Raw genomic sequence first — 14763 nt, 5'->3', positions numbered from 1 at the left:
GAACTATTGTGCAACGATGACCATGCTTGCACGCAAGACACGATCATGCAATTTATACCCTTTTTGCAAGACAGTAACGATTGTGTCTGCCGGTGTTTCATCAGAGGCAGGTACAGTCTGCACCGCTTGATGCAAGTTCGGATCGAACATTGCACCTTCAGCAGGAATCTCTTCGATTCCCTCTTCTTTTAAGGCTTGACGCAGACTTTCAAGAACCATTTCAACGCCTTTTTTCAAATTCGCAGCTTGGTCTTGATCGACATCTGCTGCCATCGCTCGTTCCAAATTGTCGATTGCTGGCAACAGTTTTTTGCCAAGATCTTGCGAGCGGTATTTTTGTAAAAGTTCCCGCTCGTTGCGGTTACGTGAAGTGATATTTGCGATCTCTGCACGAGCACGCAGGAATTGATCTTCCAATTCGTTATTCTTTTCTTGCAAAAGTTCCAATTCGCTTTTTCCCACTGCTTCTTCCTCTGGTTGAGGAGTCTGTGCTTCAGTTTCAGTTGATTCATTTGAAGATTCAGTTGTTTCTGCGGTTTCTTCAGCAGTTTTATCTAATTCTTCATCTAAACGCTCTTCTTTTTCCGTCACGTTTCAACCATCCCTTCTACGATTTGTTTCATTGCCGCTTATTCATTGGCAGCGTCTAATGCGCGATAATAATCGGCCAATTTTTTTGCTAACTCGCCTCGAAAAACTTCCATCAATCCAAACATCCGTGAATACGGCATACTTGATGGACCTAATAAAGCGATCGTTCCTTGTCCATGACCTTCGATTTCATAGCTGGCTTGGATCAAACTCATATTTTGTAACAAGTCGTTGCCAAGCTCAGAGCCGATTCTGATTTGAATCGCAGAATCTCTTGGCGCCAGCAGCTGTGTCAGCTGATCTGCGTTTTTCATAAATGAATACATCGATTTGAACTGACTAACATCTTGCGTCGGTTCAAAATCCAGAAGATTCATTCGCCCGCCGACGAAGATTTTTTCTTCAAAAATATGGCTCAGCATCGTATCAAAGAGATCAACGATTCCGTCAGTCGTTTGAAAATACTTATGCAGAATCATAGGAATCTCGGTTCTTAATCGATGGTAGACCGTCATTAGAGGTTCACCGATCAATTTGTCGTTGATGATCCTTACCATTTTTTCCAAATCTTCGCTGCTCATCGATTCAGGAAGAGTAAAGACTTGATTTTCGACATTTCCTTTATCCGTCACGATGATCGCGATGATCTGTCGTGCATTCAAAGGGACGATTCGAAAGCCCGTCAATTTCCTTTCCTTCATATCTGGTCCGAGAGACAACGCTGTATAGCTAGTCAAGTTGGACAAGATCGTGGCAGACTGCTGGATGATTTCATTGATTTCATGAAAATCTTTTCCAAAAGAATGACGAATGGTTTGAATTTCGTTTTGGTCAACTTCAGATGGCTTCAATAAGTGATCAACGTAATAGCGATACCCTTTTATTGATGGCACACGCCCTGAAGATGAATGTGTTTTTAGCAGAAGTCCAGCTTCTTCCAGCGCCTTCATCTCATTACGAATGGTGGCAGAGCTAGCTTCAACCCCATCTTCCATCAATCGCTTCGAGCCCGTGGGCTGACCAGTATTCGTATAGTTTTGGATGATGAGGTGTAAAATCATTTGTTGTCTAGGTGTCAACATTTTATCCACTCCTCCGTTAGCACTCATTCCTATTAAGTGCTAACACGATTATAAATATACCATATTTGCTAGGAATGTCAAGTATTTGCATCACTTTTTTAGCACTCTTTCTAAGAGAGTGCTAAAAAAAGAAATCAAAAAAAGAAGTAGCGCGAAATGGCTACTTCTCTTCCTTGTTCTTTCTTATTTTTCTCCATCCAAGAGAAATGCTTCAAACACTTCGTTGCCAATGAACATCCCAGCTTTCGTTAAAAAGACACGATCACCTTGACTAGCCAACCAGCCTTTTTGAATCAACTGTTCGCTAGTTGAACCATAGATTTCCTGAAAAGACTTCCCGAATTTTTCTGCAAAGCGTATTTTTGAAATGCCAGCCTTTTTACGAAGGCCTAAAAACAGTTCCTCTTCCATTTGATTACTGGTTGTCAATTCTTCGGTTTCATGGATTGGCAATTGATTTTCCTGTAATGGTTTCAAATAATGCTGGATTGGACCTTTGTTCTTGTAGCGGGTCTGTCCAAGATACCCGCTGGCGCCTGCCCCAAAGCCAAAATAATGTTCATTGTTCCAATACACTAGATTATGCAAGGACTCATACCCTGGTCGTGCAAAATTACTGATTTCATATTGATTCAAGCCAGCTTTTGTCATCGCGGCGATCGCCTCATCAAACATCTGCGTTTCAGCTTCTTGAGAAGGCAGCGCCATTCTCCCTTGGCGAACCCAGTTCATAAACATGGTTTTGTTTTCTAAAATCAAGGAATACATCGCATAGTGAGGCAACCCGAGATCAATCGCTCGCGTCAGTGTATCACGGAAGCTTTCTATGCTTTGTCCCGGAAGTGCATAAATCAAATCGATCGTCACATTCTGAAAATCATGTTTTTCCAGCAGCTGAATGGTTGAATAAACATCTTCAGCGGTATGCTTGCGGCCAATTTTTTTAAGCAAGCGATTATCAAAGGTTTGGACCCCCATCGACAAGCGAGTGACTTGATGGTTTTTCAAAACCAGCATTTTTTCTTCACTCAAATCACCAGGATTTGCTTCCACGGTAAACTCTTTGGTTGTGTGGGTCGGCAGCAATTCATGCACACCTGAAAGCAATCGATCCAGCTGGTTCGCCGAAAGCGACGTTGGCGTCCCGCCGCCGATATAAATTGTTTCCGCCTCATTGATAGGCTGACGCAAGAGGGTCAGCTCAATTTCTTTTAGTAACGCTTCGATGTACTCATCCACTGGCTGCCCTTCTAAAAACACTTTGTTGAAGTCACAGTAATAGCAGATATGTTCACAGAATGGTATATGTATATACGCAGAAATATTTTGCGCGCTTTTTGTAGATGGATCGTTTATTGTTTGACCTTCAGGCATTCCTAAGTGATTCTCCTCTACCTTCTTTTTACTCCCATCGCTGAGAGCATCGGCACTCATTGTAGCATAGTTCTTAGAATTCTCCTATCACTTGGACTATTTTGGGCAAGAAAAAACACCACTTCCAAGAAGTGATGTCTTCAAATAGTCATAGCAAAAATTAAGAGCACTACTCTTATTAAGTACGGTAAAATACCGCTTTTGTTCTTATCCCACCCAGAAAAAAATCTGTTTGTTACAAGAACTAACACTTCCCCCAAACTGTTAGCGCCACAATAGATAAGCTGTTGCTGACGGCTTACTTAACAAGAGCAGGACTCTTATTCTTGAAAGACAATTGCTTGTCTTATCTGACTTAAGTATACCTTTTTTAAAAAATTAAGTCCTATCATCTTTTTCACCAGTCTATGAAAACGATGAGAATTATCCCCTTGGCGACCGTTATAGAATGTGCAGCAAAATATCGATCAGATAGCGGATCAACCGATACGCAATAAATAAGAAGAAAATATTTCCCAGCAAGAATTGAAAAACATTGCCGATCGATCCCTTAAAGGAGCGAAAGCTGAAATAACGCGACCAACGATTGAACCCGTTTTGGCGATTTCGTTTCAAACGATACGCTTCATCATACTTCATTTCCAAGAGGTCATAGTAAAAAATCATCAAGGGTTGTTGCACAAAGAAAACTTTTTTATAGCCTGCCATCAACGTGTACTGCTTATTATTGGAAGGGAAGTTGCGATTGCCGTTTTTCTTCACGCGCATCGTTGTTCCATCGTTCATTGGGAACGCATAATGATCCTCGAATTCTGTCAGTTGATGAATTTGCGGCACCTGATTTTCTTCTTCAAAAGCACGTACGACCTCACTCGCCTTCTGATAAAGTGAAACTAGCCACGCCATCATCCCTAGCAAAATACCTAACAAGATGATGTTTAAAAGCAAACTTTCTTGTAACAAAAATAAATAACCTAAGATAATCAAAATCGCCACACCAAGGGCAATCATTCTTCTACGGAAATAACTGCGATACATCAACTCAAAAGAGCGCCGATAATAGGCAAAATCTTCTTTTACAAAATCCATTTTTTCCACATCTTTCTGCGTTTAGGTTGCTGATAATGTATCAAAGATCCTTTTGAAAGTCAATTTACCGAAAAAGTTTCAGCGTCTGATTTGTTTCAAACAAGAAAACGTTTTATAATGGAAAATGTAACAAAAAAAAGCGATGAAAGTAGGTTGAGATACGTGATATTACAAGAAACATTTACCTTGCAGAACAAACTGACAATTCCTAAGATTGGCCTTGGAACCTGGCAATCTTCTCCAGAAGATGCTTACAACGCCACAAAATTTGCCATTCAAAACGGTTATCGACATGTCGATACAGCGGCAGCTTACAAAAACGAAGAAGCGGTTGGGAAAGCTGTGCGCGATTCAGGCGTTGCCCGCGAAGAAATTTTTGTTACCACGAAAGTACCTGCTGAGTTGAAGACCTATCAAGAAGCGGTTGATAGCATTGATGCTTCTCTAAAAAAACTTGACTTAGGGTATATCGATTTGATTTTGATCCACGCTCCTCGTCCTTGGAAAATCATGGGAAACAATCCAGAAAACAAAGATTTTTATCTTGAAAACATCGATGTTTGGAAAGCACTAGAAGAAGCCTACTTAAGTGGGAAAGTAAAATCAATTGGTGTTTCCAACTTCGATCAAAAAGATTTACAGAATATTTTTGATCATTGCGATGTGAAACCGATGGCCAACCAGTTTGTTTACCATATTGGACGCACAAATGAAGAGTTATTGGCATTTTGTAAAGACCACGAAATTTTAGTGGAAGGCTATTCTCCAATCGCCACCGGTCGTTTGCTCGATAACGATGCAGTGAAGACGATTGCGGAAGCTTATGGAAAATCTATTCCACAACTTTCAATTCGTTACTTGCTACAAAAAGACATTCTGCCATTGCCAAAATCCGTTCATGAAGAATACATTGCTGACAATGCTAAAGTTGACTTTGAAATTTCTGAAGAAGACATGAAGAAATTGGATGCGTTGCAAGCTTAAGAATGCTTACGTTTAATTGAAAAAAAGCAGTCCGATCAAGTCCAGTAAATGCTGGTCATGGATCGGGCTGCTTATTTTCTTCTACAACTCTGTTTAGAAAAACAACCGTTTCTTAGTTTGTCAAAGCTGGATTCTTCTTATGTTAGTTGCTCAAAGGTACCCCACACTTTCACTTCTTGTTTTTCTACCATCGTTCTGCCTTTCGCTAGAACCGTTTCTACTACTAATGTTTCTTTGTTCAGCAAGCAAATATCAGCATCCATCCCTGCTGCAAGACGTCCCTTTTGATCAAGCTTCAATACTTTCGCTGGATTAGAAGTGATTGCTCGAATGGCGATCTCCAATGGAATCTGCTCTTTTTGGACTGCTTCTTTAATGCCTACCATCAAGGCTCGCGAACTACCGACACCCAGACCTATGAATTGATTGTTTTCATCAAAGTACGGGAGGCTACCTTGCCCATCAGAGGTCATGGTAAATTGATCCAGCCCGATCCCTTCTGCTAACAAACGCTTCAATCCTTTACTGAAGCGAACCTCATCGTCTTCTTTTTCCCAGAAATCAGGATCCTCACTCGCCGTAAAATCAATCGTTCCACCCATTTTTGCAAAAGCAATACTTGCTTCGAAAAGCTCGCTGGTCCGATTGGCATGTGTCGGTAAAAATTGGCTGATTGGAATCTCTGTTTCTTCGATGGTTCGTAAAAGTAGCTCATATTTTCTCTTTCCTCCACCTAAGTGGACGTTTACGATGCCTGCTTTTCCAGAAAGCATCCCACCAACACGGGCATCCGCCACCGCGCGGGTAAATTCTTCGAAACTCGGTTGTGAAGAACGATGGTCAGAAACGGCAATTTCACCGATACCAATGATTTTGTCAATAGTCAAAAAATCTTGAATGATAGAATCGGTGACCGGACTCAATGGCAATCGATAAGAACCGTCATACAAGTACGTCGTGATGCCTTCTGCCTCTAGTCCACGGGCCTTACTGATCAAGGCAGTCATATCTCTGCCTACTCCGTCAGTACCCAAACACCCAACCACTGTCGTTACCCCCGCTGAGGTCAGCTGAGACAATTTCACTTCTGGTGTCCGGTTCTGAAAGCCGCCTTCCCCGCCACCTCCTAAGATATGAAAGTGGCAGTCAATAAAGCCGGGAACAGCAAGTAACCCTGTGCCATCGATTTCTTCAAGAGGAACCCCTGAGAATCCTCCTTCGATCGAATCTTCAATAGCAATGATCTTGTCTTCGCTTAAAAGAATATCTTTTTTTCCTAAATAGTCAGGCGCATAAACCTCCGCTTGTCTTATCACCTTCATGAGTGCTTCCTCCTCGTGTCTGATTGCTTCTTATTGCAAGCCGATCGCGACTGCAATAAAGATGAAGATCGTTCCTAATACAAATAAGAACCCTTGCATTTTGATCTGGAATTTCGCCCATTTCACCCATTCGATTCTTGCGACACCTAGCACACCGATCAGACTTGCCGATACTGGAGTGAAGGCATCCATGAAGCCTGAGCCTAATTGATAAGCCAATACAGCGATCTGTCTTGAAACACCTAAAAGATCAGCTAATGGCGCCATGATCGGCATGGTCAATGCAGCCTGACCTGAATTGGAGGTCACGATCAAATTGAAGAAGCTTTGGAAAATGTACATGAACCATGCCCCAATAAATGCTGGAACATTGCTTAACAAACCACCGATGCTGTGCAAAATCGTATTCAAGGCTGACGGCACGTTGGCATCAGAACCGCCGAGAACCAGAAGAATCCCTTTGGCCATCCCTACAACGATTGCAGTTCCCGCTAATTCTGAGGCCCCTGATTGAAAGGCACTCGCCACATCATTCAAGCCCATATTTTCTAATTTGAAAAGAACCGCTATGATTCCTGCCCCTAAGCCCATAACAAAGAATTGAGAAGCGATCTCGGGAATATAATAGCCTTTTTGTGTCACACCCCATACGATCCAGATCAAGACCGCCAGCATTTCAACCAAGATCAATTTATGACCTAATAAAAATGGTTTTTGCTCACTGGAGGTTTTTTCAAGATGATTTCGAAAATACGCATCTGATTGATACGTGAGCGATTTCTCAGGATTCTTGCGAATTCTTTCGGCATAGATCATGAGGTATCCTGCGGATAATGCGGTAACCACGACCCACATGATGATTCGGAACGTTGCGCCTGAAAGAACGGGAATACCTGCGATCCCTTGAGCCACTGCCACACTAAATGGACTCATCCACGAGGTGGCATTCCCAATCTGGGAGGCGACATAGGTGACAGTGACCGCCACGATCGAGTCATACCCTAATGCGATCACGAAAGGCACCATGACCATCGAAAACGGAATGACTTCTTCTGCCATCCCAAAAGTAGCACCACCAAATGAAAAAGCAAAGAACAACAGCGGCAATGCCAAACGTTCTAATCCACGGGTTTTGCTGATAAATGCAAAGATCCCCGCATCGATCGCTCCCGTTTGCATGATAATACCAAATGCACCACCGACCACTAAAATCAGTGCTGCAATCCCTACTGCTGAGCCGTATTTGTCGCCAGAAACCAACCCTTCAAAAACAAAATTTAAAAAGCCGAAACCGCCAAAGTCATCGGTTCCCCAAACCTTGGCTGTTTTATGCAGTTTTTCTGAAGTATCATAAATCTTTTCGCCATAAAGGCTGTAAAGGGTGTCATCCGTTAGCCCGACCTCATCTAATTGACTCTGGGACAACTCTTTAGGCCCTTCAGCTAGAACAGCTGCTAAAGCCTCAGGATCGACATCTAATTCTTCCAGCTCTTGTGGATCGTCTTCCAATTGATTCAACTGTTGATAGACGTATTCGTTATCTAACGGGTAGGCATAACGAAACGAATCTTGCATCAAGACCGTTCTGGTACTTATGTCCCCATTTGCATCGGTATACTCGATTTCTTGTGTACTAAATTTCCCAGCAGGAACTAAGAAAGTCAGCAACCATGCCAACAGCACGACCCCAAAAATGATGACATACGTATGCGGCGTTTTCATTTTGGTTAAATCTTTCTTTTCTTTCCCCTTTTTCGCTTTTTTTCCAATTGTCACTTTTTCTCTCCCTTTCCCTTTGCAGCGTACTGCATAAATTATCATTTTAGCCTATTTTTTAGTATATCGAAAAAACGTTTTTTCCTCATGGGGAAAGCATTAGAATTCAAATAAACTACGTTATAAAAAGAGAGAAAAAGAAAAAGTGAAAAGAAGCCAGAAACGCTTCTTTTCACTACGAATGACTAGTTTTCTTCAGAAAGCCCATCAAAATAAGCTTCAGTGTCTCGTTCATCTTGCTTTAATTGCTCGATCAACGCTTGTGCGCCATTGAAAGCGACTTGATCACGTAAGAAATGATGCCAACGGATCGCCACGGTTTCACCATAGATATCTTGGTGAAAATCGAGAATATAAATCTCTACTGTTAACTGGCGACCTTGACCAAACGTATCATTGTGACCAATCGATCCCATCGATGGATACCACTTGTCACCAACTTTGATTTCCGTCACATAGACGCCTTCTTTTGGCAACCGAACGGTGCTCTTCACTTTGATATTTGCGGTTGGAAACCCAAGTTCTCGTCCTCTAGCATCACCGTGAACGACGGTTCCTTCAAATTCATAAATATACCCTAACAAGCGATTGACTTGCGCCACATCACCATTTTGTAGTGCAGAGCGAATGCGTGTGGAGCTGACCTTTTCCTCATGAAACGATTCTTGCGCGACAGTCACGACTTCAAAACGTCCTTCTGCATAGGTTGGCAAAAGCGCCATGTTGGCTATCTCTTTCTTGCCATAGGTATAGTCAAAACCTGCAACAACAACTTTTGCATGCAGTCCGATCATGTATTCATCTACAAATACTTGCGGTGCCAAATTTGCAAAAGCAGAAGTAAATTCAATGATATAAAGAATATCTACCCCAAGTTGTTCCATGTGCGCTTCTTTTTGCGGCAAACTGGTCAGGTATTGCATTTTTTCAGGATCAACCTTTTGAAAAACGATCGAGGGATGCTGATTAAAGGTCATCAACGCCAATTTTAACCCTTTCTCCTCTGCAATCTTTCGTCCTGTTTCAATGACTTTTTGATGACCTAAATGCACGCCATCGAAAAAGCCTAAAACTAAGACGATCTCCTCCTCAGGAATCGCTGCGTGATCATAAGGGTGTCTTATTTCAATGATTTCCATATTCATTCTCCTATTTCTGTACGGATGACTTTTACCGGTTTCATCATATCCTGATATTTGTCATGAGCTTTATAGATACTGATCAATTGTTCTCGATAAAAAATCGCCACTAATTCCTCTGGGCGCTTTGGTAATCCAAACGCGCTGAAGGGCAAACGCATGCCATTTTTTACTTTCTGCCAGAGGTCTGCATCGATCGTCACTTGAAGAAATTCTGATACCCCGTATTCTAAAGGTAGTAGTAGTTCCGAAACACGTTGTTCATCGACTGCCTTTTGCACCTCTGCAATCGTGTAGGATTGTTCTTTTGAAAAACCACCGCTTTTTAGGCGAGTCAAATCAGACATATGCGCGGGTACACCCAGCAATTTCCCTGTGTCGACCGCTAACGTGCGAACATAAGTCCCTTTTCCACAAGAAACTTCAAAACGCCAGCTTTGCGTATTGTCCTCATGAAAAACCGGCTCTGAAATTCGTTTGAAGGAATAAATTTCTGCTTTGCGCTGTGGCCGCTCGACAGTTTCATTGTTGCGAGCATATTCGTAAAGTCGTTTGCCATTGACTTTGACCGCCGAATACATCGGCGGGATCTGGGTAATCGTCCCCGCCAACTGTTTCATTGCCTGATCGATCTCTTCCTTCGTAAAAGGACGAGTTAGTGCTTGTTGTTCAACGATATCCCCCGACCGATCTTCTGTAGTGGTACTGAAGCCCAAAGTGATTTCCCCGGTGTAGACTTTTCCAGAATCAACCAAGTATTCGACGATCTTCGTTCCTTTTCCGATACAAATGGGCAAGACACCATCCACGTCAGGATCTAGTGTGCCGCTGTGTCCGATTTTTTTTGTCTTTAATATTTTTCGTAATTTAAACACGCAGTCGTGACTTGTTTGTCCGCGCTCTTTCCATAATGGTAAAATCCCGTCCATCGTATTCCTCCATTTCACTTCAACTTGCTTATTATAACATATAAAAAAAATTCATTGCACGACAAAATCCTTTTCGCTCTTTCTCATTACATGATAAACTAAGCATATAAGGAGGTCCTAAAATGGTTGTTTTAACGATAGGGTCATTTATTGGATTTGCCATTTTTTTGATCATGATTCAGCTCGGCACGATGCAGCGTTGGGAAGAAGCGTTTGCTTTGCAGATCATCCAAAGCCGTACGCCCTCTTTGACGCGCATGATGCACTTTTTTACCAATTTAGGAAAAGCCTTTCCGACAGTTGCGATCGCTTTACTGTTGTTTGCCTTTCCATCATCGCGGGCGGATCTTGCACCAAAAACAGCACTCAGTATCTTCATAGTATCAGCAGCTGCTTACTTGATCAAACGAATCGTCCGACGAGATCGTCCTATTGATCATCGTTTAGTTGAAGAAAAAGATCACAGCTTTCCTAGTGCTCATGCTGCCACATCCGCTGCCATGTATGGAACGATCGCCTTGAATCTTGAACAATTGGTTCCCTCAGCTGTCATCCCGATGACCTTACTGGCAATTTTGCTTAGCTTTATGATTGGCTTTAGCAGAGTCTACTTAGGGATCCATTTTTTAACAGATGTGATCGGTGGTTGGCTCTTAGGGGCAGGTGTTGCTGGACTGGTTACTTTACTGATGAATTCCTGATGCTTTTTCCAAATAAAAAAGAACAGCTTCGACTGGAAGCTGTTCTTTTTTTTATTCTTCTGAGTGCAATGCGCGAATCATTTCATCAATTTTATTCCCGTATTGTACAGATTCATCCAACTCGAATTGGATTTCTGGAACTTTGTAGAGCGTTAGCGCTTGGCCTAGTTCACGACGAACCAACCCAGTTGCTTTTTCCAGTCCTGCTTGGGCTTTTTGCTTATCTGAAGCCAAGTCCGTCAAGGTGCTGTAAAAGATCGTTGCTTGCTGCAAATCTCCAGTTACTCGTACATCTGTGATCGTCACATCTTGCACGCGAGGATCACGAACTTTTTTACGAAGAATTTGATTGACTTCTTTTAAGATTTCTTGCGCCACTCGGCGATCTCGATAGTTAGCCATTCAAAAAGCCTCCTTGTATAGTTGTCATTTCGTTTATTTTGTTGGTACTTCTTCCATGACATAGCCTTCGATCACATCATCGACTTTTACGTCGTTGAATTTCTCGATCATCGCGCCACATTCAAATCCTAGCTTCACTTCTTTGACATCGTCTTTGAAGCGTTTCAAGCTGGCAAGTTTGCCTTCATAGATGACGATACCGTCACGAATCACCCGTACACCACTGTCACGGCGAATGCTGCCTTCCGTCACATAGCAACCAGCGATCGTACCAACTTTAGAAACTTTGTAGGTTTCACGAACGATCATTTGACCGGTGATTTTTTCTTCGAATTCAGGATCAAGCATCCCTTTCATCGCTGTTTCGATTTCTTCGATCGCTTTGTAGATAATGCGATGCAAACGAATATCGACTTCTTCTGCTTCTGCTTGCTGTTTGGCTTGCGGTGTAGGGCGGACGTTGAATCCGATGATGATAGCATTACTTGCTGCTGCTAGCGTTACGTCACTTTCATTAATGGCACCAACGGCTGAATGGACGATGTTTACTCGCACACCTTCAACATCGATTTTCTTCAATGACGCAGCTAACGCTTCGGCTGAACCTTGTACGTCTGCTTTGATGATGACGTTCACTTCTTTCAGTTCGCCTTCTTTTAGACTTTCAAACAAGTTATCCAATGTCACACGACTGCTTGATGCACGTTGTTCCATCAAGGCACGTTTTGCACGTTCTTCACCTGCTGCCCGAGCCGTTTTTTCATCTTCAAAGGTAACGAAACGGTCACCTGCTTGAGGGACATCGTTCAATCCTGTGATTTCGACTGGCGTTGCAGGTCCAGCTGCTTTATCACGACGACCTAAATCATTCGTCATCACGCGGACACGACCGAAAGTGTTCCCCACAACGATTGGATCACCAACATGAAGAGTTCCTTGTTGTACCAATAGTGTTGCTACAGGACCTTTGCCTTTATCAAGGCGCGCTTCAATAACGGTACCGATCGCCCGTTGGGTAGGATCAGCTTTCAAATCTTCGACTTCTGCTACTAAGAGGATCATTTCAAGCAATTCTTCAATGTTTTGCCCAAATTTCGCTGAGATTTCAACGAAGATCGTATCCCCACCCCAAGCTTCTGGGATCAACTCATGTTCACTTAATTCTTGCATCACATGTTGAGGGTTAGCACCTGGTTTATCGATTTTGTTAACTGCAACGATGATTGGCACTTTTGCTGCTTTCGCATGGTTGATCGCTTCCACCGTTTGCGGCATGACACCATCATCAGCTGCGACAACTAAAATCGTAATATCAGTGATACTTGCTCCCCGTGCACGCATACTGGTGAACGCCGCGTGTCCAGGAGTATCTAAGAAAGTGATTGGTTTGCCATTGATGTCGATTTGGTAAGCCCCAATATGCTGCGTGATTCCTCCAGCTTCACCACTTGTTACGCGTGAATGACGTAATGTATCAAGCAATGTTGTTTTCCCGTGGTCAACGTGACCCATGATGGTAACAACAGGTGGTCGTGATACTAAATTCTCTTCAATTTGTTCTTCTGCTTCGAAGAATTTATCGATATCTGCGATATCCACTTGAACTTTTTCTTGTGGTTCGATTCCGTAATCGGTAGCAAGCAGTTCAATCGTATCTTTATCTAAAGGTTGGTTTTGATTGACCATAACCCCCATCATAAAGAGCTTCTTGATGATCTCTGCTGGTTCACGGTAGATTTTTTTCGCGATATCCGCTACGTTCATGCCTTCTGTATATTCCAATACTTCTGGCAGTTCACGGAATTTACGTGCTGGAACTGGCGGTTTCTTTTCCGTCTGCTGACGGCCTTTTTTCCCTTTTTTGTTAAATTTATTGCGATTGTTGTTGTTGAAATTGTTATTGCGTCCACCGTAATTTGACTTGCCGCGGTTTTGATTTCCTCCACGGGAATCATTCGAGCCTTGCGTACGGTTGTTGTTGCGGTCTGCCCCTTGCGTATTTCCTGCAGATTGAGCGGCTGGACGGTTTTGTTGCCCTTGATTGTTCGGACGATTTTGTTGTCCTTGGTTGTTTGGACGGTTTTGCTGTCCTTGGTTATTCGGACGATTTTGTTGCCCTTGGTTGTTTGGACGGTTTTGTTGTCCTTGATTGTTCGGACGGTTTTGCTGTCCTTGATTATTCGGACGGTTTTGTTGTCCTTGGTTGTTTGGGCGATTTTGTTGCCCTTGATTATTCGGACGGTTTTGTTGCCCTTGATTGTTCGGACGGTTTTGCTGTCCTTGATTATTCGGACGGTTTTGTTGTCCTTGGTTTGTTGGGCGGTTTTGTTGCCCTTGATTGTTACGATTCTCTTGGTTATTCACTCGATTATGACTTCCTTGGTTATTTGGTCTGTTACTTCCTTGACTGTTCGTGCGCTCTACTTGTCCTTGACCAGCAGGACGGTTATTACTTTGCGTAGTTCGCTGTTGACTTTGATTGTTATGACGGTTTTGGAAGTTAGGATTATTTCTTTGCGTTTTAAATTTCTTTTGTTCTTGTTTTTCCGGCTGGTTGGCTGGTTTCTGATTTGCGGGATTTGAGTTTGCAGATGTTTTACCATTTGGATTGCCGCCTAATGACTGCTGCAATTTCTGCGCCTCTCCATCTGAGATCGCGCCCATATGATTTTTGACATCAAAGCCTAAAGATTGTGCTTTTTCAACAACCTCTTTGCTCGATTTGTTCCATTCTTTTGCAAGTTCATAAATTCTTTTTTTTCCCATGCAATCACCTTCCTAACCTAATATTAATTCCTGCACCTTCCTTGCAAATCCTTGATCTAAGATGCCAATGACCATTCTTGGTTTCCCAATGGCCGCACTGATTTCATCAGCAGAAAATGCATCTAGGAGCGGAATTTCGTAGTAAGAACTTTTGTCCTTAATTTTCTTTTGTGTATTTTTACCAGCATCACTGGCGACAATGACCAAAGCAGCTTTCTCATTGCGAATCTCTTTTAAGGTCATTTCTTCACCAGTCACTAATTTCCCAGCACGCATGGCTAGTCCTAACATATTTAATGCTTTGGTTTTATTCATTTGCAAATAACTCTTTTCGCGCTTTTTGGTGCGTTACATAGTCCAATAGTTCTTGGTAAAATTCATCTGTTAATTTCGTTTCCAGCACCCGATCCAAGATCCGCTTATCCCATGCTTTCTGGGCTTCAGCCGGTTCGATCGCTATATAAGCTCCTCGACCGGGCATTTTTCCTGTTGGATCGATGGAAACAACGCCTTCTTTTGAACGAGTGATACGAAGCATTTCTTTCTTAGGCAACATTTCGCCTGAAATCACTGATTTTCGTAAAGGAATTTTTCGTTTTTTCATCACG

At 42.6% G+C, this 14763-nt stretch carries 14 protein-coding genes; 2 read left to right on the top strand and 12 right to left on the bottom strand.

The annotated features are described in order from the left end of the window. Positions 1 to 3: 3 nt before the first annotated feature. The 4 genes from grpE to IGI82_RS08245 form a co-directional block, all read right to left on the bottom strand. Entirely contained in the window at positions 4 to 591 is a 588-nt protein-coding gene (grpE, locus tag IGI82_RS08260; RefSeq protein ID WP_167822821.1) for a nucleotide exchange factor GrpE, read from the bottom strand. Between the two features lie 38 nt (positions 592 to 629). Then, positions 630 to 1673 (bottom strand): heat-inducible transcriptional repressor HrcA, encoded by a 1044-nt coding sequence (gene hrcA / locus IGI82_RS08255; protein ID WP_005225934.1) that lies wholly within the window; start codon positions 1671 to 1673, stop codon positions 630 to 632. A gap of 183 nt (positions 1674 to 1856) precedes the next feature. Next, positions 1857 to 3047, bottom strand: a complete 1191-nt coding sequence (gene hemW, locus IGI82_RS08250; RefSeq protein WP_086295222.1) for a radical SAM family heme chaperone HemW — start codon at positions 3045 to 3047, stop codon at positions 1857 to 1859. Positions 3048 to 3488: 441 nt separating this feature from the next. Then, entirely contained in the window at positions 3489 to 4136 is a 648-nt protein-coding gene (locus IGI82_RS08245; RefSeq protein WP_087627395.1) for a hypothetical protein, read from the bottom strand. Positions 4137 to 4253: 117 nt separating this feature from the next. Here IGI82_RS08245 and IGI82_RS08240 point away from each other — a divergent pair, with 117 nt between their 5' ends. Next, the gene (locus IGI82_RS08240; protein WP_438842029.1) at positions 4254 to 5120 is read left to right on the top strand and encodes an aldo/keto reductase; all 867 of its coding nucleotides are present in this window, start codon (positions 4254 to 4256) and stop codon (positions 5118 to 5120) included. Between the two features lie 137 nt (positions 5121 to 5257). On the opposite strand, the gene iadA is transcribed toward IGI82_RS08240, so the two are convergent. The 4 genes from iadA to truB form a co-directional block, all read right to left on the bottom strand. Beyond that, on the bottom strand, positions 5258 to 6442 hold the full coding sequence (gene iadA / locus IGI82_RS08235; protein WP_438842028.1) for a beta-aspartyl-peptidase: 1185 nt from the start codon (positions 6440 to 6442) through the stop codon (positions 5258 to 5260). Positions 6443 to 6472: 30 nt separating this feature from the next. After that, entirely contained in the window at positions 6473 to 8164 is a 1692-nt protein-coding gene (gene yfcC / locus IGI82_RS08230) for a putative basic amino acid antiporter YfcC (protein ID WP_170927566.1), read from the bottom strand. A 239-nt stretch (positions 8165 to 8403) separates the two neighbouring features. Beyond that, positions 8404 to 9357: a riboflavin biosynthesis protein RibF gene (gene ribF, locus IGI82_RS08225; RefSeq protein ID WP_170927522.1), complete on the bottom strand. Its 954-nt coding sequence runs from the start codon at positions 9355 to 9357 to the stop codon at positions 8404 to 8406. A 2-nt stretch (positions 9358 to 9359) separates the two neighbouring features. Then, positions 9360 to 10286, bottom strand: coding sequence for a tRNA pseudouridine(55) synthase TruB (truB, locus tag IGI82_RS08220; protein ID WP_438842027.1), 927 nt, complete (start codon positions 10284 to 10286; stop codon positions 9360 to 9362). 122 nt (positions 10287 to 10408) lie between these two features. Here truB and IGI82_RS08215 point away from each other — a divergent pair, with 122 nt between their 5' ends. Further along, the gene (locus IGI82_RS08215; protein ID WP_438842026.1) at positions 10409 to 10987 is read left to right on the top strand and encodes a phosphatase PAP2 family protein; all 579 of its coding nucleotides are present in this window, start codon (positions 10409 to 10411) and stop codon (positions 10985 to 10987) included. Positions 10988 to 11038: 51 nt separating this feature from the next. Here IGI82_RS08215 and rbfA read toward each other — a convergent pair whose 3' ends face one another. The 4 genes from rbfA to rnpM are packed head-to-tail and all read right to left on the bottom strand — an operon-like array spanning position 11039 to position 14759. Beyond that, positions 11039 to 11389: a 30S ribosome-binding factor RbfA gene (gene rbfA / locus IGI82_RS08210; protein WP_005225925.1), complete on the bottom strand. Its 351-nt coding sequence runs from the start codon at positions 11387 to 11389 to the stop codon at positions 11039 to 11041. 33 nt (positions 11390 to 11422) lie between these two features. Beyond that, a complete protein-coding gene (gene infB / locus IGI82_RS08205; RefSeq protein WP_005225924.1) occupies positions 11423 to 14155 on the bottom strand; it encodes a translation initiation factor IF-2 in 2733 nt (910 codons plus the stop codon). A gap of 12 nt (positions 14156 to 14167) precedes the next feature. Further along, the gene (locus tag IGI82_RS08200) at positions 14168 to 14470 is read right to left on the bottom strand and encodes a YlxQ-related RNA-binding protein (RefSeq protein ID WP_015509584.1); all 303 of its coding nucleotides are present in this window, start codon (positions 14468 to 14470) and stop codon (positions 14168 to 14170) included. Beyond that, positions 14463 to 14759, bottom strand: a complete 297-nt coding sequence (rnpM, locus tag IGI82_RS08195; protein WP_005225922.1) for an RNase P modulator RnpM — start codon at positions 14757 to 14759, stop codon at positions 14463 to 14465. The genes IGI82_RS08200 and rnpM overlap by 8 nt, the downstream gene beginning before the upstream one ends. Positions 14760 to 14763: the final 4 nt, after the last annotated feature.

Origin of the sequence: Enterococcus sp. AZ067 (genome assembly GCF_051715005.1) — a bacterium.
GTDB classification, from domain to species: Bacteria; Bacillota; Bacilli; order Lactobacillales; family Enterococcaceae; genus Enterococcus_D; species Enterococcus_D casseliflavus.
This window is presented reverse-complemented; position numbering and strand designations above follow the sequence as displayed.

Coding starts and splice junctions, on each gene's coding strand:
- IGI82_RS08240 (WP_438842029.1), top strand. CDS start 4,254: ATGGAAAATGTAACAAAAAAAAGCGATGAAAGTAGGTTGAGATACGTG.
- hrcA (WP_005225934.1), bottom strand. CDS start 1,673: ATGTTGACACCTAGACAACAAATGATTTTACACCTCATCATCCAAAAC.
- rnpM (WP_005225922.1), bottom strand. CDS start 14,759: ATGAAAAAACGAAAAATTCCTTTACGAAAATCAGTGATTTCAGGCGAA.
- rbfA (WP_005225925.1), bottom strand. CDS start 11,389: ATGGCTAACTATCGAGATCGCCGAGTGGCGCAAGAAATCTTAAAAGAA.
- ribF (WP_170927522.1), bottom strand. CDS start 9,357: ATGGAAATCATTGAAATAAGACACCCTTATGATCACGCAGCGATTCCT.
- infB (WP_005225924.1), bottom strand. CDS start 14,155: ATGGGAAAAAAAAGAATTTATGAACTTGCAAAAGAATGGAACAAATCG.
- yfcC (WP_170927566.1), bottom strand. CDS start 8,164: ATGAAAACGCCGCATACGTATGTCATCATTTTTGGGGTCGTGCTGTTG.
- IGI82_RS08245 (WP_087627395.1), bottom strand. CDS start 4,136: ATGGATTTTGTAAAAGAAGATTTTGCCTATTATCGGCGCTCTTTTGAG.
- truB (WP_438842027.1), bottom strand. CDS start 10,286: ATGGACGGGATTTTACCATTATGGAAAGAGCGCGGACAAACAAGTCAC.
- iadA (WP_438842028.1), bottom strand. CDS start 6,442: ATGAAGGTGATAAGACAAGCGGAGGTTTATGCGCCTGACTATTTAGGA.
- IGI82_RS08200 (WP_015509584.1), bottom strand. CDS start 14,470: ATGAATAAAACCAAAGCATTAAATATGTTAGGACTAGCCATGCGTGCT.
- IGI82_RS08215 (WP_438842026.1), top strand. CDS start 10,409: ATGGTTGTTTTAACGATAGGGTCATTTATTGGATTTGCCATTTTTTTG.
- hemW (WP_086295222.1), bottom strand. CDS start 3,047: ATGCCTGAAGGTCAAACAATAAACGATCCATCTACAAAAAGCGCGCAA.